The 22207-nt window shown below is 56.9% G+C and carries 19 protein-coding genes; 4 read left to right on the top strand and 15 right to left on the bottom strand.

The genetic code is table 11. The features are described 5' to 3' along the window. Positions 1–30: 30 nt before the first annotated feature. The 5 genes from arsS to BXP70_RS06515 all read right to left on the bottom strand — a co-directional run bounded on the left by arsS (position 31) and on the right by BXP70_RS06515 (position 3857). Complete coding sequence (gene arsS, locus BXP70_RS06535) at positions 31–1080, bottom strand: arsenosugar biosynthesis radical SAM (seleno)protein ArsS (RefSeq protein ID WP_086593242.1); 1050 nt, start codon at positions 1078–1080, stop codon at positions 31–33. A 187-nt stretch (positions 1081–1267) separates the two neighbouring features. Continuing rightward, positions 1268–1606: an arsenosugar biosynthesis-associated peroxidase-like protein gene (locus tag BXP70_RS06530; protein ID WP_086593241.1), complete on the bottom strand. Its 339-nt coding sequence runs from the start codon at positions 1604–1606 to the stop codon at positions 1268–1270. Between the two features lie 143 nt (positions 1607–1749). Next, complete coding sequence (locus tag BXP70_RS06525) at positions 1750–2289, bottom strand: heme NO-binding domain-containing protein (protein WP_179197610.1); 540 nt, start codon at positions 2287–2289, stop codon at positions 1750–1752. Positions 2290–2436: 147 nt separating this feature from the next. After that, on the bottom strand, positions 2437–3297 hold the full coding sequence (locus tag BXP70_RS06520) for an anti-sigma factor (protein ID WP_086593239.1): 861 nt from the start codon (positions 3295–3297) through the stop codon (positions 2437–2439). Positions 3298–3299: 2 nt separating this feature from the next. Beyond that, positions 3300–3857 carry an RNA polymerase sigma factor gene (locus BXP70_RS06515; RefSeq protein ID WP_317044458.1) on the bottom strand — a complete coding sequence of 186 codons (558 nt, stop codon included), beginning with the start codon at positions 3855–3857 and terminating at the stop codon, positions 3300–3302. Positions 3858–4280: 423 nt separating this feature from the next. Between BXP70_RS06515 and BXP70_RS06510 the strand changes: the two genes are divergently transcribed. Beyond that, positions 4281–5678, top strand: coding sequence for an NAD-dependent succinate-semialdehyde dehydrogenase (locus BXP70_RS06510; RefSeq protein ID WP_086593237.1), 1398 nt, complete (start codon positions 4281–4283; stop codon positions 5676–5678). Positions 5679–5749: 71 nt separating this feature from the next. On the opposite strand, the gene BXP70_RS06505 is transcribed toward BXP70_RS06510, so the two are convergent. The 3 genes from BXP70_RS06505 to BXP70_RS06495 form a co-directional block, all read right to left on the bottom strand. Beyond that, positions 5750–6514 carry a YdcF family protein gene (locus BXP70_RS06505; protein WP_086593236.1) on the bottom strand — a complete coding sequence of 255 codons (765 nt, stop codon included), beginning with the start codon at positions 6512–6514 and terminating at the stop codon, positions 5750–5752. A 173-nt stretch (positions 6515–6687) separates the two neighbouring features. Then, complete coding sequence (locus BXP70_RS06500) at positions 6688–7044, bottom strand: thioredoxin family protein (RefSeq protein WP_086593235.1); 357 nt, start codon at positions 7042–7044, stop codon at positions 6688–6690. Positions 7045–7180: 136 nt separating this feature from the next. Further along, positions 7181–8962 carry a DUF885 domain-containing protein gene (locus tag BXP70_RS06495; protein WP_245849539.1) on the bottom strand — a complete coding sequence of 594 codons (1782 nt, stop codon included), beginning with the start codon at positions 8960–8962 and terminating at the stop codon, positions 7181–7183. A 346-nt stretch (positions 8963–9308) separates the two neighbouring features. On the opposite strand from BXP70_RS06495, the gene BXP70_RS06490 reads away from it, so the two are divergent. Continuing rightward, positions 9309–11240 (top strand): glycoside hydrolase family 2 protein, encoded by a 1932-nt coding sequence (locus BXP70_RS06490; protein WP_245849537.1) that lies wholly within the window; start codon positions 9309–9311, stop codon positions 11238–11240. A gap of 154 nt (positions 11241–11394) precedes the next feature. Here BXP70_RS06490 and BXP70_RS06485 read toward each other — a convergent pair whose 3' ends face one another. Beyond that, the gene (locus tag BXP70_RS06485) at positions 11395–12825 is read right to left on the bottom strand and encodes a M48 family metalloprotease (RefSeq protein WP_086593234.1); all 1431 of its coding nucleotides are present in this window, start codon (positions 12823–12825) and stop codon (positions 11395–11397) included. Positions 12826–13099: 274 nt separating this feature from the next. Between BXP70_RS06485 and BXP70_RS30525 the strand changes: the two genes are divergently transcribed. Further along, positions 13100–14509 (top strand): DNA/RNA non-specific endonuclease, encoded by a 1410-nt coding sequence (locus BXP70_RS30525; protein WP_086593233.1) that lies wholly within the window; start codon positions 13100–13102, stop codon positions 14507–14509. Positions 14510–14637: 128 nt separating this feature from the next. Here BXP70_RS30525 and BXP70_RS06475 read toward each other — a convergent pair whose 3' ends face one another. The 6 genes from BXP70_RS06475 to rsmA form a co-directional block, all read right to left on the bottom strand. Then, a complete protein-coding gene (locus BXP70_RS06475) occupies positions 14638–16281 on the bottom strand; it encodes a M28 family peptidase (protein WP_086593232.1) in 1644 nt (547 codons plus the stop codon). A 124-nt stretch (positions 16282–16405) separates the two neighbouring features. Then, positions 16406–16675, bottom strand: coding sequence for a hypothetical protein (locus tag BXP70_RS29385; RefSeq protein WP_143436390.1), 270 nt, complete (start codon positions 16673–16675; stop codon positions 16406–16408). A 357-nt stretch (positions 16676–17032) separates the two neighbouring features. Beyond that, the gene (locus BXP70_RS30910) at positions 17033–17914 is read right to left on the bottom strand and encodes a nuclease A inhibitor family protein (RefSeq protein WP_179197609.1); all 882 of its coding nucleotides are present in this window, start codon (positions 17912–17914) and stop codon (positions 17033–17035) included. A 191-nt stretch (positions 17915–18105) separates the two neighbouring features. After that, positions 18106–18579 carry a transcription elongation factor GreA gene (gene greA / locus BXP70_RS06460; RefSeq protein WP_086593230.1) on the bottom strand — a complete coding sequence of 158 codons (474 nt, stop codon included), beginning with the start codon at positions 18577–18579 and terminating at the stop codon, positions 18106–18108. 102 nt (positions 18580–18681) lie between these two features. Further along, entirely contained in the window at positions 18682–19638 is a 957-nt protein-coding gene (locus BXP70_RS06455) for an NAD(P)-dependent oxidoreductase (protein WP_086593229.1), read from the bottom strand. A 62-nt stretch (positions 19639–19700) separates the two neighbouring features. Continuing rightward, a complete protein-coding gene (gene rsmA / locus BXP70_RS06450) occupies positions 19701–20492 on the bottom strand; it encodes a 16S rRNA (adenine(1518)-N(6)/adenine(1519)-N(6))-dimethyltransferase RsmA (RefSeq protein WP_086593228.1) in 792 nt (263 codons plus the stop codon). Between the two features lie 260 nt (positions 20493–20752). Here rsmA and BXP70_RS06445 point away from each other — a divergent pair, with 260 nt between their 5' ends. Further along, positions 20753–22204 (top strand): leucyl aminopeptidase family protein, encoded by a 1452-nt coding sequence (locus tag BXP70_RS06445; RefSeq protein WP_086593227.1) that lies wholly within the window; start codon positions 20753–20755, stop codon positions 22202–22204. Positions 22205–22207 lie beyond the last annotated feature (3 nt).

Raw genomic sequence — 22207 nt, 5'->3', positions numbered from 1 at the left:
TACGCAGTTACTTCGTGGCTGCGTTACTTGCTAAACCGTTGTGCCGCCGCAGCTAGAGCCGGCGCCGGCCGTGCAGCCGTAGCAATGCTGGTTAATGACAATAGCGCGCTGGGTAAGCGCCCCTAGGTCGAAGTCGCGAATGTGCTGGGGCGCACGGGCTTCTACCAACAGGTCGAGCATTTGGTTGAAGTCGCAATCGTAGAGTTGCCCGTCCCAGCCAATCGACAACGTAGTGCGGCACATTACGTTAGCGGCCGCTACCGGATTATAAGCAGCAATGAGCTTTTCCATATAGCCCGTGTAGTTGCCGCTTTCCAGCAGATAGTCAAGGAAGCGACTTACCGGCAGGTTGGTAATAGTGAGCAGGTTATTGAACACCACTCCGTGTTCGCGTAGCAGCCGCTGTTTGAAGTCGCGCTCCAGCCCGAGCTGGCTTCCCGGCAGGAAGGCGCCCGCTGGATTATACACCAAATCGAGTGCTAGGTTGCTGCCCTCCACACCGTAGCCAACTGCATTCAGCATCCGCAAAGCCCGAATGGAGCGCTCAAACACGCCGGTTCCGCGCTGCGCATCGGTGCGGCCTGCCGAAAAATGCGGCAACGACGACACGACGCGCACTTGGTGTCGGGCAAAAAACTCAGGCAAGTCGTGGTACTTCGGGTTGGCAACGATGATGGTCAGGTTGCAGCGCACGATGGTTTGCCGACCTAGGGCCGAAATTTGTTCTACCAGCCAGCGAAAATCTGGGTTCATCTCCGGGGCCCCGCCCGTCAGGTCTACCACCGAAATATCGGTTTGCGCCAAAGCATCCAGACACAGCTGCATGGTTTCGCGGGTCATGATTTCTGTGCGGTCGGGTCCGGCATCGACGTGGCAGTGCCGACACGTCTGGTTGCACATCTTGCCTACATTAATCTGCATCACGCTAATGCTAGTGGGGCGGAGCGGCAAGAGCCCAGCCTCTCGTAAGCGCGTGGCAAAAGCTGGCAATTGCGCGCCCTCCGCTTCCGCCTGGTTCAGGACGGTTAGCTGATAGCCAGTATCAGCCAGGGGATGCTGTTGAGCGTGCAGTGACTTCATAGAATAGTGCGCAAATGAGATAATTACTGGTGGTGCTTGCCTAACTTTTAGCCGTTGCGATGTGCGTGCAGGTCACTGGCGCGATTAGGCCGTACAAAAGACAGGAGGCGTATTTGTTTCGTTTAACGAGGAGTAGGCCCTGGCGCGTTCCCTCACATGGTGGCCCCTAGCCCAGCGCCTAGGTTCGCTACATCGACATTTCTTTCGCCTTATTCATCATTTGTACACCATGTACCAAGGCGGCGCCGCCTTTGATTGCCGCTGCTACGTGCACGGCCTCCATCATTTGGGCTTCGTCGGCGCCTTTTTGCAGTGAATCGGAGGTGTATGCATCAATGCAATACGGGCATTGCACGGCGTGCGCCACGGCCAGCGCAATCAGGGCTTTCTCCCGCTCGGTGAGGGCGCCATCCTTAAATACTTCCGCATAATATTCAAAGAACTTGCGCCCCATCTCGGGCTGCCATTCGGTGATGTTGCCAAATTTGGCGAGGTCGGCGGGATTGTAGTAAGTCGATTTTTCCATGTTCAGTGAGTGATTGTGCGCGTGGGGAAAGAATAAGCTTGTCGGCTATGCCTAGGAAGCTAGGCAGCCTGAGCCTGTTCGGCTATTATGCTAGCGTATTGTATTAAAATGAATTTGTGGTCAATTGTTTAGGTGCCCTACATTTATAAGCGCCGCACCCGAATCTGTACCCGTTCGCCATTTTCGCTGGTGAGGGGCTCGAGCACAATGCGGTCCTCCTCGTCGAAGTAGGTGGCTAGGCCACGCACAATGCCCACGGCCAACGCGCCCATGCGGCGCGGCGACACGTACGTAAGTAACACCTCATTGGGCGCTACGCGCACTACATCGAGCACCGGCGGCTTGTTGCCGGTGTGCTCTTGGCGCACTCGCGTGTGCATCACGGCCTCCGTGTGTTCCAGCATCTCCAGCGTCCGCCAGTCAGGATCTACTAGCTTGTGGTACATATACATGAGGTCGGGGACCAAATACTCCCCAAATTTTTCTTGCAACTTTTCGGGCGAAAGGCCAGTCATGGCGGCAGCTTGCCCTACCAAAGCGAATAGGTGGGCATCGGGGTACACTTCCCGGTGGCTGAAATTATCCGTGCTTAGCCCGGCATTGGTCACGAGTTGCATCCAGGTACTATGGTCGTACTGAAGCTGCACGTAGCGCTTTAGAAGCAAGAAGATGGTTCCGTGCACTTGTTTTTGTTTGCAATTTATCTTTATCCTAGGTTCTCTTGGCTCTCAACTTGCTGCAAAAGAAAGCGTCGCAAGAGTTATCAAACTCCTGCGACGCTCATTGGTTGTCAATGCCACATACCGGGCTAGGTTATGACCTAGTTGCGGCTAGATGTTGCCGACCACGGTCATAGTCGAGAGAGTAGGCGTTGGGCTTCCCCCCTCCTTCTCAACCGTCATGGCAAAGGCTTGCGCACTAGCAATGTCTTTCATCTGTTGCAGACTGTCACCGGCAGCAGTGGCAGCGGCCAGTACGCCGGCATCCACGGGCTTGCCCTGATCGAGGGCCCACAACTGGTATTGCTTGCCGGGCGGCGGCGCGGGCAGTTTGCGCACGTCCAAATAAACGGCTTTGGTAGTTGGGTTATAGAGCACCCGCGCGTTAGCCCCAGGCGCCGACGGCGTACCAAGTAGCGCCACGGTCTTGAATTGGTCGCTGCGCAACACGGCTAGCTCCTGGTTGCGGGTAGACAAGGTCTTGTTGACCGCCTGCACCGTAGAGGCAATGCTAGCTTGTTGGTTTTGTGCAACTACTAAGTCATTTTCCGCAGCCTTCCATTTATTATAAAATACCAAGTTGGCGGCGCCACTCAAAAGCAGCAGGGCCACGGCAGCAGCCATGCTCCAGCTTACCCGAAAGGGTACAATTTTCGCGTCTTCCTCTTCGGTAGTAGGCGCGGACATTTGGCGCACTACAGGCTCGGGTGTACTGGCCTGTGGAACCTGCTCTGCGCCTTGCCGAATGGAGGCTTGAAAACCTGCCAAAACGCGCTCTTTCATACCGGCGGGCGGCGTCAGAGCGTGTGCTTCTCCATAAGCGCCTAATGCGCTTTCAATCTGTTCGAGCTCGGCCCGAACCTCCGGGTACGCGGCAGCTTGACGCTCTACGTCAGCGCGTTGCGCTTCGTCCAGTTCGCCAAGTGCGTACTGTTCGAGGATGCCTGATTCGATATATTCCTGGATGTTCACGGCTATCGAATCAGTTTTGAGAGTACTTTGATTGCAGCCCTAGCTCGGGTTTTTACCGTGCCTAGGGGTAAATTGAGTTCTTCTGCCACTTCGCTTTGCGTAAATCCGCCGAAATAAAGCAGGTCAATGATTTGCTTCTGCTCAGGGTTGAGCTGACGGGTCACTTCCTGCAGACCAATGTGCTCGGGCCGGAACGAAGGTTCGGCGGCCTGGCGCAGCGCTGCACTTTCTTCTATTGGCTGCGTACGACTATTTACGCGGTACTGTCGAGACCGGATTTTGTCAATCGCTAAATTTCGACTGATATTTAAAACCCACGTAAATAATCGGCCCTTAGAGGGGTCGTAGGATTGAAATGAGTGCCAAATCTTGACTAAACTTTCCTGCAGTACATCCTCCGCTATTTCCTCTTTTTTTACAATTCGGAAAATCACGCCGTACAGCGCGTTGGAGTATTTCTCGTAGAAAAGTGTCATGGCAGACTCATCCCGGTCGCGAAGGCGCTGCACGAGCATTGCCTCGGCAGTTGGCGTAGGTAATTCGGGGGGGTTAGCAGACACAGCTATGGTAGGGAGTTAGACCAGTCACCGGTTCGAGGAGCCCGACGACGAGACGAAAGTAAACATTAAGCGCGCACTTCGACAACCAAGTTAGTGCCATACCGCTTTTCAGTGTCGAGGTCTAAGCTGCTACGGGCGCTTGTGGCTTAGGGTTCACAGGCTTTTGCACTCACCTGTTTGCGCAGGCTAGCCCCGCCTCGAAGCTCAACAGTCCGCGGTTGGCCATTTGGCAGGCAATACGCAAAGCTCAAGCCTCACCAAAACAGCAAACGTCATCTTTACTGCTCTTGCGGGCTTTCGGCCCGTATACAAGCTTTTACTTTCTTGTTTAGCAAGGCGGCCACGAGGGCAAGTGCGCGGTATTCAAGTTCGACAGTTGCCCTCGCCAGCTTCCTGCTTCCACGGTCCCCTAGCTTCTTTCTTATGGCAATTGAATCCTTTAACCCATATACCAACCGCGTGCTGCGGCGCTTTCAGGCATTTTCCTGGGCAAAGACCGAACGCATTTTGGGCCAAGCGGCGCACGTAGCGCGCACGTGGCGAAGTACTCCGTTCGCGCACCGGGCGGCATGCATGCACCGCGCCGCTGAGCTGCTCCGCGAACGGCAGGATGAGCTAGCACGCATCATGGCCCTGGAAATGGGGAAGCCCGTTGCGGACGGGCGCGCCGAGGTGCAGAAATGCGCCCTCACTTGCGACTACTACGCAGATCATGCCGAGGCTTTTCTGACCGATGAGCCCATCCAGTCGGAAGCCGCGCGCAGCTTTATTGCCTACGAACCCATCGGGGTGGTGCTGGCCATCATGCCCTGGAACTTCCCGTTTTGGCAAGTGGTGCGCTTCGCCGCGCCGGCGCTTATGGCTGGTAATGTGGGGCTACTCAAGCACGCCTCCAACGTACCGCAGTGCGCCCTGGCCCTAGAGAAGATATTTCATGATGCCGGCTTCCCGCCCGCTTCGTTCCGGGCGCTGCTAATTGAAACTGATTTGGTTGCCAAACTCATTGAGGATGACCGGGTGCAGGCCATCACGCTCACGGGCAGCGAGCTTGCCGGGTCGCGGGTCGCGGCCCTGGCGGGTGCCAACATTAAAAAGACGGTGCTAGAGCTAGGTGGCTCCGATGCTTTCGTGGTGCTGGCCGATGCGGACTTGGAGCTAGCAGCCAAAACGGCCGCTCAGGCCCGCATGATCAACTCCGGGCAGAGTTGTATTGCTGCCAAGCGTTTTATTGTGGAGAAGCCGGTTGTGAAGGAGTTCGTGGCCAAGCTAAAAACGCACCTGCAAGCCATGCGGACCGGCGACCCGCTCGACGAAGCCACCCAGTTTGGGCCCCTGGCCCGCCCCGACCTCGCCGACGAGCTTACCGCCCAGGTCAATGACTCGGTAGCGGCGGGCGCGAAAATAGAGCTAGCCGGCGGGCAGGAGAAACCTGGTACGGCCCTGTTCCGCCCCATGATCATCTCGAAAGTGAAGCCTAAGCAGCGCGCTTACTACGAAGAGCTGTTCGGGCCCGTCGCCATTGTGATGGAGGCCAAAGACGCGGACGCCGCCATTCGGCTGGCCAACGATTCGCGCTTCGGCCTAGGTGGTGCCGTCTGGACGCGCGACGTGCGGCGCGGTGAGGAGCTCGCCCGCCGCGTAGAATCGGGGGCCGTGTTTGTAAATGCAATGGTGAAGTCGTCGCCGGAGGTGCCATTTGGCGGCGTGAAGAAGTCTGGTTACGGCCGCGAGCTTTCGTATCTAGGTATTCGGGAGTTTGTAAATCAGAAGTCTATCTGGATTGGTGGCGAAGCCCCACCAAAAGAGAAGAAAGTGGAATAACCTAGAGCTAGGGCTAAACCCGAAGGCCCCTCCTTGGAAAGGAGGGGCCTTCGGGTTTAGCCCTAGCTCTTTTAGCAGTAACCTAGGAGTTTGTACGTTACGTAGCCGGTTATTTCGTGGATAAGCAAGCTCCAGGTACCTAACGCACCGGCTTCCGGAATCGGCCAGTAGCTCGCCGATTCCTCTAGGTCGGTGGTGCGGAAGTCGACAGGGAAAAGCGCGGCGTTGAGGCCAACTTTCCGAAAGCATCCAGCAGCTCGCCGCATGTGAAACGCCGACGTCACTAACACCAAGGATTTGATTTCAGGATGCCGAGCGAGCAGTTCTTTTGTGTATAACGCGTTTTCGCGAGTGTTGCGGCTGCGGTCTTCCAGCAGAATATCCGCTTGCGGAACCCCGCACAAGCGCAGCAAGGTGTTCACTTCCGCCGCCTCGGTGTGCACGTAGTTGTCGATGTCGCCGGAGCCGCCCGACACGATGATGCGCCGCACCCGGTGCGTGCGGTACAGCCACAGCGTGTGCGTTAGGCGGTCGGCGGCGCTGGATAAGTACACCCGGTCGTGCGGCGACTTGTGAGTGTTGGCCATGCCAGTGAGCAGCACCGCCGCATCGTGGGGTGCTATGGCCCGCAACGGAACCGGCGGCAACTCCCAGGCCAGCAAGGCGCGGTTCGACAAGGCAGCGTTGGTACCCACTAGCGCCACAACCAGAGCGACTATCAAAAACCGCTTGCGCCGGACAGGTTGGCGGGTGACCAGCGCCGCCACCAGCAGCGCTACCAGCCACGTCGCGGGCATTAAGACGTAGTACAGGAACTTAGACAGGAGGAAAAACACGTCCGCAAAGCTAGGATAAAGGAAACAAGACCCGGCACTCACTCTGCATTAGGCGGCTACTAGGTATCGAGTAGTGAGGTCAGTAAAATTCTACGAAGTTGCAGAAAAGCCAAAACGGCCGGGTTGCCTTGAGAAGCAGCCCGGCCGTTTTGGCTTTCTAACCTACTGGGAACCTAGGTAGTCGTTGGCAGAAAATCGCGTAGGCGTTGCAGCATCTCCTGCACTTGGTGCTCGGTTGTGAGGGTATCACATTCTAAGATGCGGCCTTGGCAATAGCTAACAAAGAACGGCGCTACCTTTTCCTGCATCATTTTCTGGGCCACCGGGTTTTCGTCCGAGTTCAGCCGCAGAAATAGAATGTGCTCAAACGGCTGTTGGTCGGCAAACTTGGTGAAAGGTGGCGCCAGTTGCTCGCAAATGTCGCAATTCAGCGAAGTGAATTTGGCAAACACCTTTAGGTGTTCGTGGGTGAGATGACGAAGGCCTTCGTCGTTGGTATCCACGACGCGCATGCGTTCAGATACTTTCATAGGCAGAACGGGGTAACAGTGGGAAAAAAGTAGCGAGCACTGAAAGCTAGCTGGTATGATTGGGAAGCAGACAAAAAAGCTGCTCCGAAAAATTCCCGGAGCGCTGCTTTTCGTCGGTAGTACGCAGGCTAGCGCCTTACTTTTTCAGCATCATTCCCCGGATGTATTTCACAGGCGCGCTGCCGTAGCTTAGAAATTGCTCGTTGAACGCTTTTAAGCTAAAAGCCTTGCCTTCGCGTTTTTTCAGCTCCTCGCGCAGATCGTAGATGGCCGTGTAACCCGTGAAATAACTACTGAGCTGCACCTGCGACAGCGTGGCGCGGCGCCACTTGTTGCGGGCTTCGCTTTCTTCCTGAAATCCGTCGCGCTGCAACAGGGCTAGGGTTTGGGCTTCGGTGATGGTGCCAGCGTGCACTTCGTGGTCGAGGATGGCGTTCAAGGTCACGCGCATATTCCATTTGTCCCACATCAGCCAGATTTCGTCGGTGTTGCCGCCATAGCCGCTTTCTAGCATCATGCGCTCGGCGTACACGGCCCAGCCTTCAATCATGGCGCCGTTGCCAAAGATGGACTTAATGAGCGAAGGCGAACGGTTGGCGTACACAAGCTGCGTGTAGTGCCCCGGAATGGCTTCGTGAATATTCAGAATTTGCAGCGTGTAGTCGTTGTACTCGCGCAAGTAGCTTTGGGCCTGGGTGGCCGGCTGCCCATCGAGGGGCTCTACGTTATAATAGGTGTTAGCGGCTTTGTCGTAGGGGCCGGGGGCCGACACCGAGGCACCCGCCCCGCTGCCGCGCATGTACAGGGGCGTTTCGCGCACCACCAGCGGCTTGCTTGGGTCCTGGGTGAGCAGCTGGTGGTCGTTCACGAATTTCACCAGCACCGGAATTTGCTGCTTCACGGCTGCTACGAAACCTGCCTGGGTGGCGTGCTTTTCTGACAGTTTGCCAACGACTTGCTTGATGAGCGCCAGGGAGTCTGTAGGCATGGGCTGACCGGCAAAGTACTTGGGCCAGAGGCGTGCGGCGCGTTTGCCCATGTCATGGAGCAGCTCCTGGCGGTGCTGCTGGGCTTTTTGGTAAACTTCGTCGGCAGTGTAGCTCGCTTGAATGTCGTAGCTGAATTTTTGATCAAACAACGCTTTGCCCAAGCGGAAGCTGCGAAACTTGCCAGCCGTCAGTACTTCTTCCTTCAGGAAAGCTACGTAGGCAGTAATAGCCTGGCGCGTAGTCGAAATTCGGTCGCGCAGCTGTTGCTTTTCCCGCTCCGATAACCCAGACCTAGCTACTGAGTCGAGCAGCGGCTTGCCGAACACGTTTAGCCCGCCCTGATTCTGCAGGATAGCTAGCTCCGTGTGTTCTTTGGTGGGTTGCTTGATGTTTGTTTTGGCCGCTTCGTAATAGTCGGCCGCCCGCCAGATTTTAAAGGAAATGGAGCGCAGCCGTCGATCGAGCGGCTGGTAGCGGCCATTCAGGATTTCGGCCACCGACGAAGCGAGGTTGTAGTTGGCTGGGTTCCACTGCCAGTCGCGCAGCGTATCGGCGTACCAGCGAGCCCCGTTCAGGTAGTTCTCGATGAGGCGGTAGTCGGTCTGGTTGTTCACCGAGAGCTTTCCGGCCTCGATGCTCAGCAGCTGCTTGTGGGCCCGCACCTGAAAGGCAGAGTCCACTTGGCGCCGCCCGGCGTTGGGCACAACCAGCAACGAATCGTACTTGTGAAAGCCGGCGCCAGATGCCCACTCGGGGTTGTAGTACCAGAGCGAGTCGATGAAGCTAGGTTTGAAGCGCTCAAACACTGCGTCGGGCTGCATGTCGGCTTCAGCTTGCTTGCGGCTATCCGATTTGCCACCGCAGCCCGATAGAAAAGCCGCCGCGGCGAAGCTGGTGAGGATGAGTTTTGGGGCGGAAAAGTGGGGCATAGAAAAGTATAAAAACGGAGTCAGGGTAGATTGAACGCTAAACGGGCCTTGATCAGCCATGTTGGAGCAGCTTCGGACGATGGCTACGCGCAGAAGCCGCATGCAACCTAGGTTGCACAAGGCATTTGTCAGTTTTACGCACAGACGAGCTAATGGGTACCCTGCTACCCGTCAACGCTCCGCGAAGAACAAAACTGACCGCTCTGGCAACGGCAAAATTGCACATGCGCGGGCGTTTTAGCACTGGGCAAAGCTAGGTACTTTATTTCTCCACCAGCCTTCGCTACGCTGTGCAAACAAAATACTTACTTACAGCACGTTCCACTCACCCAACTATTCTTTGCCAATGAAGTTTATTTCCCGCTTAAGCCTGCTCGCCGGGCTGAGCCTAGCGTTACTTAACGAAGGGCGCGCCCAAACTCCCACTGTGCCGCCGGTACAGAAAGCCCCCATCATGAGTCGATGGGCTAAAAAGGTGACGCCCACCAACGTGTGGCGCGAGTACCCCCGCCCGCAAATGGTGCGCCCGCAGTGGCTGAGCCTAAATGGCCAGTGGGACTACGCCGTTACGCCCCAAACGGCTCCCACGCCCACGTCGTTCGACGGCCAGATTCTGGTGCCTTTCTGCCTGGAATCGACGCTATCGGGTGTGACCAAGCCGCTGCAAGCCGACCAGCGCCTCTGGTACCGGCGTCCGTTGCAGGTGCCGGCCGCCTGGCAGGGACAACGCGTGCTGCTGCACTTCGGCGCCGTCGACTACCAGTGCAGCCTGTGGGTAAACGGGGGGCTCGTTGGTGCCCACACCGGGGGCTCCGACCCATTCACGTTCGATATTACCAACTTCCTGAAGGCTGGCGGCAACAACGAGCTGCTGCTAGGCGTCACCGACCCCACCTCAACCGAAGAACAACCTCGCGGCAAGCAGTTAATGAACCCTAACGGCATCTGGTACACGCCCGTGTCGGGGATCTGGCAGACGGTGTGGGTGGAACCCGTGCCCGCGGCCGGTTACCTGGAGGAAGTCCGGCTAACGCCCGAAGTGGACTCCAGCCGCCTGCGGGTAGAAGCCCTCATGCATCATCCGACCGACGACTACACCACCGCCATCCGCCTCACCGCCTTCGATGGCAAGAAAACAGTGGCAACGACCTTGGTGCGCGCCGGGCAGGTGGCTTACCTCAACCTACCTAGCCCTAAGCTTTGGTCGCCAGAAAGCCCCTTCCTCTACGACCTAAAAACGGAGCTCGTCACGGTGCAGGACCCTTTCGGCAGCACGCCCCGCAACCAACGCCCCCGCAACGAGCGGGCCGTTGCCGCGGCCTTCGCTAAGGCGACCGTCACGGGGACGCCCACCGACGTGGTGACGGGCTACTTTGCCATGCGCAAGATTTCTATCGGGCCGGGGCCTATACCTGGCCAGCCGGTGCTGCTGCTCAACAACAAGTTCGTGTTCCAAAACGGCCCGCTCGACCAGGGCTGGTGGCCTGCTAGTCTGCTCACCCCGCCCTCCGACGAGGCCATGATTTTCGAGTTAGACTTCCTCAAGCAAGCGGGCTTCAACATGCTGCGCAAGCACATCAAAGTGGAGCCCGACCGCTACTACTACCATTGCGACCGGCTAGGGCTGTTGGTGTGGCAAGATATGCCTTCGGGCTTCTTCGATATACCGGCGCAAAATGAGCGCTCTGGGGCGGTGCAAGAGCCGCTCCGCCGCTCCGTGGCCAAGGAGCAATTCGAGCTAGAACTGCATCGCCTCGTCGACCGCCTTTACAACCACCCAAGCATCGTGACCTGGGTAGTGCACAACGAAGGGTGGGGTGAGTACGACAACCCCCGCCTCGCGGCGCAGGTGCAAGCCCTAGATCCTAGCCGGTTGGTGAATGCCGTGAGCGGCTGGAACGACCGAGGCGCGGGCCACTTCTACGACATCCATACCTACGAGCCGGAACCTAGGGTACCGCAGGCGCAATCTAACCGGGCCATCGTTATTGGTGAGTTTGGGGGTATCGGCTGGCCTATCGAAGGGCATCTCTGGAACCCATCTATGCGCAACTGGGGCTACCAAACCTACAAAGACGCCAAGGCCGTGGAAGAAGCTTACCAGAAGAAATACGCCAAGATTATAGAGTACTACCAAAAGAACGGCCTCTCGGCGTCCGTTTACACCCAAACGACTGATGTGGAAGGCGAAATCAACGGCCTACTGACCTACGATCGGGAAGTCATCAAGATTCCGGTGAAGACACTGCGCAAGATTCACGCGCCGCTGCTCAAGTAGTTCGGCACGCCCTGCAAGAGCAAATAGCTAGCCGGCCGGCTCTCACAAAAAAGCCACCTGAAACCTAGGTTTCAGGTGGCTTTTTTGTTCGCTTTCGCGCAACCAGAACGAAGAATAACTTCCTAGTAGCTCAAAAGTTGGCTTCGCTCCTGGCCTACTTGCCCACCACTTTATACAGCATGCCGACGCTGAGCTTATCGGTCGTTTGCATACCGTTCAGAATAGCTAGCTCTTGGTGGCGCTTGGCCGGAACACCGTTGGCTGTCAGCGCCTGGGCGAGTGTTTGTCCGGCTTTGGCAGTTTTGATACGGATTTTCTCTGATTGACGGTTAAGCTTGTTCGCGTCGGTGAGACGGGCGAAACCCTGGGCCACGCGCTGAAACTGGGTTCCGTACGTGTCTAGCGTGTTGGGGGCGCATAAGCCGATCAAGGCGTACAGCGTTTTGCCGTCCTGAATAACGTAGGACAGCGTGCTAGCCGTGATGCTTTGCTCTCCCGACTGGCTTTGCCCTACCTGGCTGCCTTGTATCACCACAGCCGGAAAACCGTTGACGGTGGTGCGCGACGCCTGCGGCGACTGCAGCTTCAGCTGCTCCGCTAGGCTCTGGGCCGCAGCATCTAGGGTGGTATTGCCAGCGGTGGTCAGAATCTGCACGGCCTTGCCGTTGGGCTCCGCCATTTGAAACTGGCTAGGCGAGTTCTGCGTCTTCCAGCCGCTGGGCACCGGAAACTGGAATTTCAGGTCGGGGTGGTAGAACACGTTGCCTTCCACGAAGCCCTGGCGCGGGTCCTCGCCATACGGCAGCCCTTCTAGCATGCGCAGGTAAGAGTCTCGTTTAACAGTGAGGGCACGCCCCCCTGCTTGCTGCTTCGCCGCGGCGGCTAACTGCTTCACCGTGGCATAGCGGTCGGCGGAGTTGGGGTGCGAAGACAGGAAATCCGGCACGGCCTCGGCGCCAGTGGCCGCCTGTTCCCGTTGCAAGGTCTGGAAGAAGTCGGCCATGTAGCTAGCGTCGTAGCCGATCTTGGTGCTGTAGGCCACCCCTAGCTTGTCTGACTCCCGCTCGTCGTCGCGGCCGTATTTGAGGAACAACAGCCCCATGCCCTGCGACAACGGCTGCGCTAGCTGCGCCACGCGGCTCGAAAAGATGGAACCCAACAGCAGTGCCCCGGTGGCCAGCGTGGAGCGCGTTTGCTGCTTCTGCCCATGCTTGGCCGTGATGTGGCCAATTTCATGCCCGAGCACTCCGGCAAACTGCGCCTCGTTGTTGAAGTGCGCCATAATCCCGCGGGTGAAATACACGTTGCCATCGGGTGCGGCAAACGCGTTGATGATGGGCGAATCGACGATGGTGAAGTTGTAGCCGTAGGTGGCGCGGTTCGAAATGGCCGCCATCTGCTGGCCCTTCACGTCGATGAATTTCTGCAACCGCTCATTATTGAGCAGGCCAAATTGCGCAATCACCTCCGGATCGGCTTGCTTGACTTGTTGAGGCGCTCGAAACGCGGTGGTGCCAGCTAGCGGCAGCAGCAAACCTAGGGTTGCCGTGCGGGCGTGGCGCTTGAAAAAGAAGAACGGATTCATGGCAAATGGAGAGAGTGGGTGGAAAAACAGAACAATCGCGCCTATTTTAGTGCGGTAAGCACAAGCCGCTGCTGTATGCCAGGCGAAATTTGTACCAGACGCAGCAAAAGTAGGACGATGACCGGTTATTAGGGAAATACTACGTAACCCGGTCACAAGTTACCCTAGGCTGAAAGCAGCTAGCAAGCGCCCTAAGAGCCTAGGTAGTTCTCAGCTACTGCCCAATGCATCAGCTTCAGGCTTGCCGCGACTTTTTGCTTCTTATTTTTACTGCATGAGCCGATTGCCTCTTCTTTTCTCCTTCGCCCTACTCGCTTGCTCCCAGCCATCTGCCGACCAGCCCGCTACGGCTAGCAACCTTCCGAGCGCGGCCCCAGTGGCCGTCGTGCAGGCTTTCACCACCTTTCCCGAAACCTTCGAGGCCGGCAGCAAAGGCGCCTACGCCGAGGGCGATGAGACCCTAGGGTCAGGGTCTTGGCACTTCACGGAAGCCCTGATCGGTACCTCCGGCCAAGACCATAAGCGCGGCGACCACGCTGCCCGCCTCCGCGAGCGAGGTCGCCTGCGCATGAATTTCGATGCGCCGCGCGGTGTGCGCACCATCCGCGTCAGCAGCGCCAGCTACGGCGACGATGCCCCCAGTACCTGGGAGCTGTGGGCTAGCACCGACGGTGGCCGCCGCTATGCGCGTCTCGGGCAGCCGGTGCGTACCAGTGGCACCCGCCTCACCATCACTACTTTCGCGGCGCCCGCCACAGGCTTACTCCGCCTCGAAATCCGAAAAACGGATACGGGCAAAGGTCGCCTGAACATCGATGACATTGGCTTGGATGCTTCCGGCGGTGTGCTCCCTGGCGTTGCCCCTCGGTCGAATGCCACGGCACCTAGACCCGCCCCAACTAGCACGCGCCAAGCAACGGCCATTGTAACCACGCGGGATGATAATATGGCTCTGGGCAACCCCAGCGGCGCCACCAGCGACCCAGCCAATGCCACCAACTACCTGCTCGTGCATCCACAATTTACAGCTGGCTACAACGCCAACCGTGGCACGCCCACCTGGGTGAGCTGGCACCTAAACCGAGCCTGGATGGGCTCGGCGCCGCGCCAAGACGACTTTCGCCCCGATCCGGCTCTGCCCCGTGGCTTCTATCAAGTCACGCCGCGCAGCTACTCCGGTTCGGGCTTCGATAAAGGCCACAATTGCCCCAGCGCCGACCGCACCGCCGACCTCGACGACAACTCGGCCACGTTCCTGATGACGAATATGATTCCGCAGGCGCCTAACAACAACCAGCGCACGTGGTCGGGACTGGAGGAATACGGGCGTCAGCTGGTGGGTGAAGGCAACGAAATCTACATCATGATGGGCTGCTACGGCAAAGGTGGCACCGGGACCAACGGCCTAGCTACCGCCCTCGACAACGGCCACGTAACCGTGCCTAAGCGCGTGTGGAAAGTACTGGTGGTGCTCCCCGAAGGCAGCAACGACTTACAACGCATTGCCGCCGGCCAGGCCCGCATCATCGCCGTGGATACTCCCAACGACAACAGCATTAGTCCCGAATGGCGCCAGTATCGCGTATCCGTCGATGCCATTGAAGCGGCTACGGGCCTTGATTTATTGAGCAAACTATCGCCCGACGCGCAAACGCGCTTGCAAGCTAGCATCGACAACAAATAATAAGTTGAATACGCTGCATCCTCCTCGGTAACGTAGCACCGCCTAGCCCTATACAAAGAGCCTCAGTGGGACAACATGGCCATGTTGTCCCACTGAGGCTCGGTATTTTACGCCTTTCGCTTTAGTGGTTATTGCACCTTCTTTTGCCCGAAGAAATTGCCGGGGTTCCAAGTTGGGCGCGCAGGATTCTGGGCAATTTGGTAGCCAATCAGGAAGTTCAGCTGCGCGTACTTCTTACCGGCTTCAAAGTCAAACACGCCGTTGATGTCGTCTTGGGGCTTGTGATAGTACTTAGCACGCCACTGCTGCACAGTTTGGCTGAGGTTGTTCTGTCCGTCGGCGGTTTTGTTGCCATACTTGATGTGCAACGCTGGAATGCCCTGCGCCACGAAGCTGTATTGGTCGCTACGGATGAAGCGGTTCTGATCGGGCTCCGGGTCGGGCTCCACCGTCAGACCTAGGTAGTTAGTGGCACTCATCACCTGCGTTTGCAGCGAGGAATTCTCCGCCCCCAGCGCCACCACCGACAGTAGCGGCGCGATGATGGTAGGCATGTCGGTGTTTACGTCGGCCACAATCTGTGCCTTCGGCACGGTCGGATACTTGGCGAAGTAACCAGAGCCCATCAGGCCCATTTCTTCCCCCGTCACCAGCACCAGCAGCACCGAACGCTTTGGCTTTTCTTTTAGGCGCGAATACACTTTCCCGATTTCTAACACGCTTGCAACGCCTGAAGCGTTATCGTGGGCCCCGTTATAGAGCGAGTCGCCTTCTACCGGCGTGCTGATGCCAAGGTGGTCGAGGTGGGCGCTGTGCACCACATATTCATTTTTTAGCTTGGCATCGGTGCCCGGAATCTTGCCCACTACGTTGTAGCTGTCCACATCCTTATAGGTAGAGCGAAACTGCGCCGCCAAGTTGCCGGTCAGGGGCTGCGACAGGGGCTGGTCGGTGCGCAATGAAGCGAGCACCCGCCCAGTATCAGCGGCTGCTCCCACAAACAAATTCTGAAGCGTGGCAGCATTCACGGTACCGAGCATTCGGATCTGCTTGTTGGCAAAGCTGCGGGACACGGCCACTTTCCCATCTGGCCCTAGCACACTAATTACCCCTTTCGGCTGCGGGACCAACTTAGCATTAGGCTTGGTGCTTGCCACAAGCACCCCAACCGCGCCGTGCCGGGCGGCCGTTTGCATAACCGTCAGCAGGTCTTCGTTGTAGAGGGCCACCGTAGAAGGAAACTTCTTGGGTGCTCCCCGCACAATTACTACCACCTTGCCTTTGGCGTCGAGACCCTTGTAGTCATCATATCCTAGCTCGGGTGTGCTGATGCCATACCCCGCAAACACGAGCGGCGCTTGCACGCTCACTTGCGCTTCCTCGGGGTTAGGGTAGAATAGAAAATCCTGGCCGTAGGTCAACGTAGGTGCTTGCCCTTGCTTGGCTTGTACCGCTAGCGTGGCGCCGGGGGCGGTAAAGGCACGCCGTAGCCGCACTTTCTGCACGTAGGTTCCATTCTCTCCGGCGGGCTGGGCACCTAGCTTTTTAAGTTGATCGGTGACGTAGTCTACGGCCATCTGGTAGCCGGGCGTGCCGGGCAAGCGGCCTTTTAGCTTATCGTCAGCTAGGTATTGAATATGCGCCTTGATGTCCAGGGGCTGCACTTGAGCCAGGGCATCAGCAACTGGTTTGGGCACCGTAAGGCTTTGGGCCCCGGCTTGCTGTGCTACGGCCAAGCTCCCAAGAATAACTAGAAAGGGTTTGAGGTTCATATGTTGAAGCTACGCAAACAGAAGAAGGGCGAAAACTACGAAAGTAGTTTGTTACACCACTACTAACCGAAGTTCACCTAGCTTGGCTGCATAGTATACCGCCATCCGTGCGCGCCGCTTACTTTCACTCAGCCTCCAGCGCCGGTCGTAGTATTTGGTGGTGCGTCACCGTCCCAAGCAAGTTTGCATTTCGCAGATAAACAGGAGAATGACGCTGCTGAACCATGGTGCTATCGTTGAGCCTAGCCGTGCCTGCTTTAGCACGGGCCGCAGCATGAGTCAGCGAGCTAGGTACACGTTTAGTGCGAGCCGCTTGTTGGTCAGCACTATCATGGCCAGAGTAAATGAAAAGCACGACCATAATCAGAAGCACAGGCAAGGGCAGCGTGTTCATAGCAAACAGGATATAGGGGACGGGTGGATAATGGGGCCGGAAGTGCCAATTCACTGCTTTGGCTTGTGAAGCCCTAGCTAGCCAGCAAGGGGACGCACAACGAGCAGAAACAGCCAGCGCCACAAGACTCAACAAATATATAGCGCCTTGACAGTCAAGTAGAAATACGCCGCATCACATATCCATGTGACTGAAAACAACTTTATTGTACTAATAACATTGCCTGTCCGGCAGCGCTCTAGCTTAGTGAACGTATTCGTGAACGTCGACTTAACGTTGAAAAGCCCTGGCAGCACAGCTTCACGATCGGTGAAGCTGTGCTGCCAGGGCTTTTTGTAGCTAGAAGTATGGTCGAGCCTAGGTTTCCGTCAATACGGTTTTGAAGCCGGCGAGCTTGCCTTCCGACGTTTTGCCTAGCGCATACACCTGTACTTGGGGGCCGGTCCCGAGCCGATACACGGTCGTGTCTTCTAGCTCTTGCTTCATGTACATTTGCAAGGCTTTGAAGCGGTTAGCTAGGTCTACGTCGTTTAGCACACCCTTGTCGGCGGTGTGGTTACGCAGAAAGTACGTTAGCTCTTGAGTTTCTACTTTGGTATCGGCGGGTTGCCCTAGCATTTGCAATAATGCCGCGTTGGTCAGTTCCCCGGCGGGTGCGTCGTAGCTCACAGGCGAAAGCGGCGCATCTGATTCGCTCACGTAGTACAAGCCAGCCACCAACTGACTAAGCTGCCCTCCCGTCGACTCGCCGGGGCCAGTGGTAGCGGCTTTTTCGCGCACCGCTTTGGTTTCTTCTGCTTTCGTGGCCAATGCCGGATCGGCCGCCGCACCGCGGGGTTCTGACCTAGGTACCTTCGCCATGATGGCGGCGGCTAGCTCTTGCATCCGTTCCTCGGGCACCTTGATCTTGGGGTTAGCAAAGTTCATGTCCGACACCTTGTTCATGGGAATAAGGTGAATGTGGGCGTGAGGAACTTCCAAGCCAATAACGGCTACGCCAATGCGCTTGCACGGCACGGCAGCCCGCACTCCCTGCGCCACGCGTTGGGCGAAGAGGTTTAGGTCGGCTAGCTCCTGGGGCGGCATATCGAAGATGTAGTCAACTTCGCGCTTCGGAATAACAAGTGTGTGTCCCTCAACCAGCGGAGTGATATCCAGAAAAGCGAGGTGGTGCTCGTCTTCGGCAACCTTATAAGCGGGCAATTCGCCGCTCACGATGCGAGAAAAGATGGATGGCATAAAGTAGTGACTGAATAACGGAGTGACTGAGTGGAGCTATCTGAGCAGACTGCTCAAAACTTTGCTTGCTGCTCCAAGGTACGCGGCAAAAAGAAAAAGGGCGAAGCCGCTGGCTTCGCCCTTCCACAATTGCTTAGTTACCCAGCGGCTCCGTTGCTATCCGTTCGGTCACTTGGCTACGCAGCCACTCTTTAGCGGCTGATTTCCAAGATTTCGAACTGGAGCTTGCCAGCGGGCACGGTGATTTCGGCCACATCGCCTACCGACTTGCCCAGTAAGCCTTTGCCAATGGGCGACTTCACCGAGATCTTGCCGGTAGCGAGGTTCGCTTCTTCCTCGGCCACCAGGGTGTAATCGAGTACAGCGTTATTCTTTAGGTTTTTCAGCTTCACTTTGCTCATAATCAAAGCTTTGCTGGTATCCATGTTTGTATCGTCAATAACGCGGGCATTGCCAAGGACTTCTTCTAGCTTGGCAATTTTCAGCTCCAAATGCCCTTGGGCATCTTTGGCAGCATCGTATTCGGCATTCTCACTCAGGTCGCCTTTATCGCGGGCATCGGCCAACTGCCGGGCTACATCGGCCCGACCCCGAATCTTGAGGTCCTGCAACTCATCTTTCAGTTTTTGCAGTCCTTCGGGAGTGTAATAATTAATAGTAGCCATGTTGGAGGGTGGTAAGCTAAAAAACAAGGAGAACGGTCGGCCAAGCCAACCGTTCTCCGAACAGGTTTGAGACAAATATACGTAATCCGCGTAAACTTTCGACTATCCGTTACCGGGGTCTTGCGCCAGAAAAGCGGCTATTTTGCGGGTAAGCACCTCATTAATGCGATGATACGATTGATGCGTCCAGCCGCCAATATGCGGGGATAAAATGACGTTATCGGCGTTTTTCAAGAAGTCGAACCTAGCTTGCTGCGTAGGCGTGAGGGTGGCTAGTTTTTCGTTTTCGAGTACGTCGAGCGCGGCGCCACGCACCTGCCCGCTTTGCAGCGCCTCAACCAGTCCGGCGTGGTCGAGCACTTCGCCGCGGGCCGTATTCAGCAGCCAGATGGCGTTACGAAAAGCCCCTAGCACCTCCTTGTTTATATAGTGATGATTGGCCGCGGAGTAAGGAAAATGCAGACTTACCACATCGGCGCGGGCTTGTAGCTCCGCCAAGGACACCAAGGTAGCATACTGATCAGCGGCAACGGTCGGGTCGATGTCATACGCCAGCACCGTGCAGCCGAACGCGGAGAGCCGACGGGCGAAGGATCGGCCCATATGGCCATAGCCAATGAGGCCTACCACTTTGCCCCCTAGCTCTTCACCCCGGTTTGCCTCGCGACGCCATACGCCTTGCCGGACTTCCTTATCGGCCCGCACTACGTTACGAAACAAACTCAGCAACAATCCAATAGCAAACTCACCCACAGCGTCGCGGTTGCCTTCGGGAGCGTTGAGTAAGGTCACGCCGGCCGCGGCCAAGGCCTCTTCGTCAATGTTATCGACGCCCGCACCGGCCCTAGCCACGTAGCGCAGGTGGGGCCCGTGCGCGAGCAAATCAGCGGTAATACGCAGCTTGCTCCGCACCATTAGTCCATCGTAGGGGTGATCCGCCAAAGCAGCGGGTACTTCAGCCGCTTTCAAATCGGGGCGAAAATGAAGCTGCACGCCAATTTCCTGCAACATGGGTGGCAGCGAAGGATGCATTTCATCAATGCAAAGGCAGAGAGACATGGGTTCAGTCACCAATTAACAGTTCTCAATTATCAATCTATGGAAGCAGTATCTGGTAGCAGTTACTGCTCTTGCCGGTGTTTACTGACCAGCTGCGTAAGCCCGACAAATTCTGGCACCCCTAGCTGCTCGGCGCGCTTATCGAAAATCGGGTCAGCGGTTGCTTCTGCGGGTAGGCCAAACGGCTTCAAGGCATTGCGCAGCGTTTTACGACGGGTCTGGAAGGCCTGCTTTACCACTTGGAAAAACAATTTCTCGTCGCAGTCAAGCTTTTCGGTGTCGTTGCGCGTCAGCCGAATCACAGCCGATTGCACCTTAGGCGGCGGGATGAACACGTGCGGCGGCACCGTGAACAACATTTCAATTGTATAATATGCTTGCAGCAGCACGCTTGTGATGCCATAAACTTTCGAACCGGGCGGCTCCGCCATACGGTCAGCTACCTCTTTTTGCAACATGCCCACCACCTCGCGCACTTGCTGGCGGTGATTGAGCACCTGAAAGAATATTTGGGTGCTGATGTTGTACGGAAAGTTGCCGATGATGCTCAGCGGCTTATCTGGAAACAGTTGACCTAGGTCTTGCCGCAAAAAGTCGGCGGAGATGATACGCCCGTGCAGGGAAGGAAAGTGCTGCTCCAGATATGCTACCGACTCGCGGTCAATTTCAATGACAGTAGTTTGATACTCGGCGTGTTGAAGTAAGTTGCCCGTGAGCACACCCATGCCCGGACCGATTTCTAGCACTTCCGTTACCCCGTCGGGCAGGCGCAACGCCTCCACAATCCGCTGAGCAATAGTAGGTTCAGCTAAAAAGTGCTGACCTAGGTGTTTTTTAGGGCTAACGTGATCCATAGTCATTTAAGTGGTGCGTAGGGGTAGCGAGTAGTGAGTCTCACGACATGAACAGGAAGTACTTAGGAAGCGGAATTTTGTGGTCAGGCAGCCCTGACCTACTCAGAACTGCGTCGCGCTGCTCCGTACTCCGTACGCACTACTCGTTTATATCTCTTAAAAGACGGCTACCTTGCGGCCCAAAGATACGTTTGGCGCGGCCGATTTTGACTTGTGGTCGTTTGCCTTCCCTCTGTGTCGCTTTTTTAGCCCTCCTGTCCATGCCTCTTCATCTCTCCTACGCTGCTGATTTGCCCCAAGGCGCTAGCACTGTCTTTGTCCTGCCTGCTGGCACCAAGGAGTTGCCCGCCGACTTAACGGATTTGCCCGAAGCTGCCCGTCAGTATGTGCACGAGCAACTGGTAGCAGATGCGAAACTCATCACAGTAAACCACTTTTCGCACCAGCATTACTTTGTGGTAGCTGCAACGAAGCCCACGCCGCACCTAGCCGTGGAAGAGTTGCGCAAAAGTGGACATCACCTACACGGCTTGGTAAAAGCCGCCAAATTACAAGAGCTATACATCCGAGACCTCACGGCCGAGGGCACTGGTGCGCTGCCTCTGGCCGAAGGTATTTACTTGACAGCCTACCAGTTTGAAGGCTACCGAACCGATGAGAAGAGCCTAGCCCCCGCTAGCCTCACGCGTGTTGTTTTGACCGGCTCTACCGTTTCGGCGGAGCAAGTGCAAGAGTTAGAAGGCCTGCTTCTGGGTGTTTGCTTAGCCCGCGACTTAGTGAATGAGCCGCTCAACAAGCTCAATGCAACGCAGTTCGCTGAACGCATGGCCGCCGCCGGCGACGAAGCCGGTTACCGCACCGAAATCCTCGACATGATGCACATCGAGGCGCTGCGCATGGGCGGATTGCTGGCCGTGAACCTAGGTAGCCCCGAGCCGCCCACCTTCACTATCATGGAGTGGAAGCCTGAAAACGCACGCAACACCAAGCCATATGTGCTGGTCGGCAAGGGCGTCGTATTCGACACGGGTGGCTTGAGTCTGAAGCCTACACCGGGCTCTATGGACCTGATGAAGTGCGACATGGCGGGCGGTGCAGCCGTCACGGGTGTGCTCTACGCCCTGGCCAAAAACCAGATACCCGTGCACGTTATTGGCCTAGTGCCCGCTACCGACAACCGTCCCGGCGGGAACGCCTTCGTGCCCGGCGACGTGCTGACGATGTACAACGGCCTCACCGTAGAAGTGCTCAACACCGACGCCGAGGGACGCCTGCTCCTCGCCGACGCGCTAGCTTTTGCCCGCAAATACAACCCGGAAATGGTGGTTGACATTGCCACGCTCACCGGCGCCGCCGCTCGCGCGATCGGGAAAGAAGGCATTGTAGCCATGGGCACCGCAGGCGAAGAACGCCTGCACCAACTCAAACAAGCTGGCCACCGCGTGCATGAACGTGTTGTGGAGTTTCCGCTCTGGGATGAGTACGCCGAACACATCAAATCTGACATTGCCGACATTGCCAACCTAGGTAAAGTCGATGCGGGCGCCATCTCCGCCGGTAAGTTTTTGGAGCGCTTTATCGACGACTATCCGTGGGTACACCTCGACATTGCCGGCCCGGCGTTCCTTACCGCCCCCGATAGCTACCGCGGGAAAGGAGGCACTGGGACAACCGTACGGCTACTGTATGACTTTTTAAAAAGCCAAGCGTAAAGC

This window comes from Hymenobacter crusticola (assembly GCF_002154225.1).
In the GTDB taxonomy this organism is placed as follows: Bacteria; Bacteroidota; Bacteroidia; order Cytophagales; family Hymenobacteraceae; genus Hymenobacter; species Hymenobacter crusticola.
The sequence above is the reverse complement of the archived record's forward strand: the minus strand, read 5'-3'. Positions and strand labels throughout refer to the sequence as shown.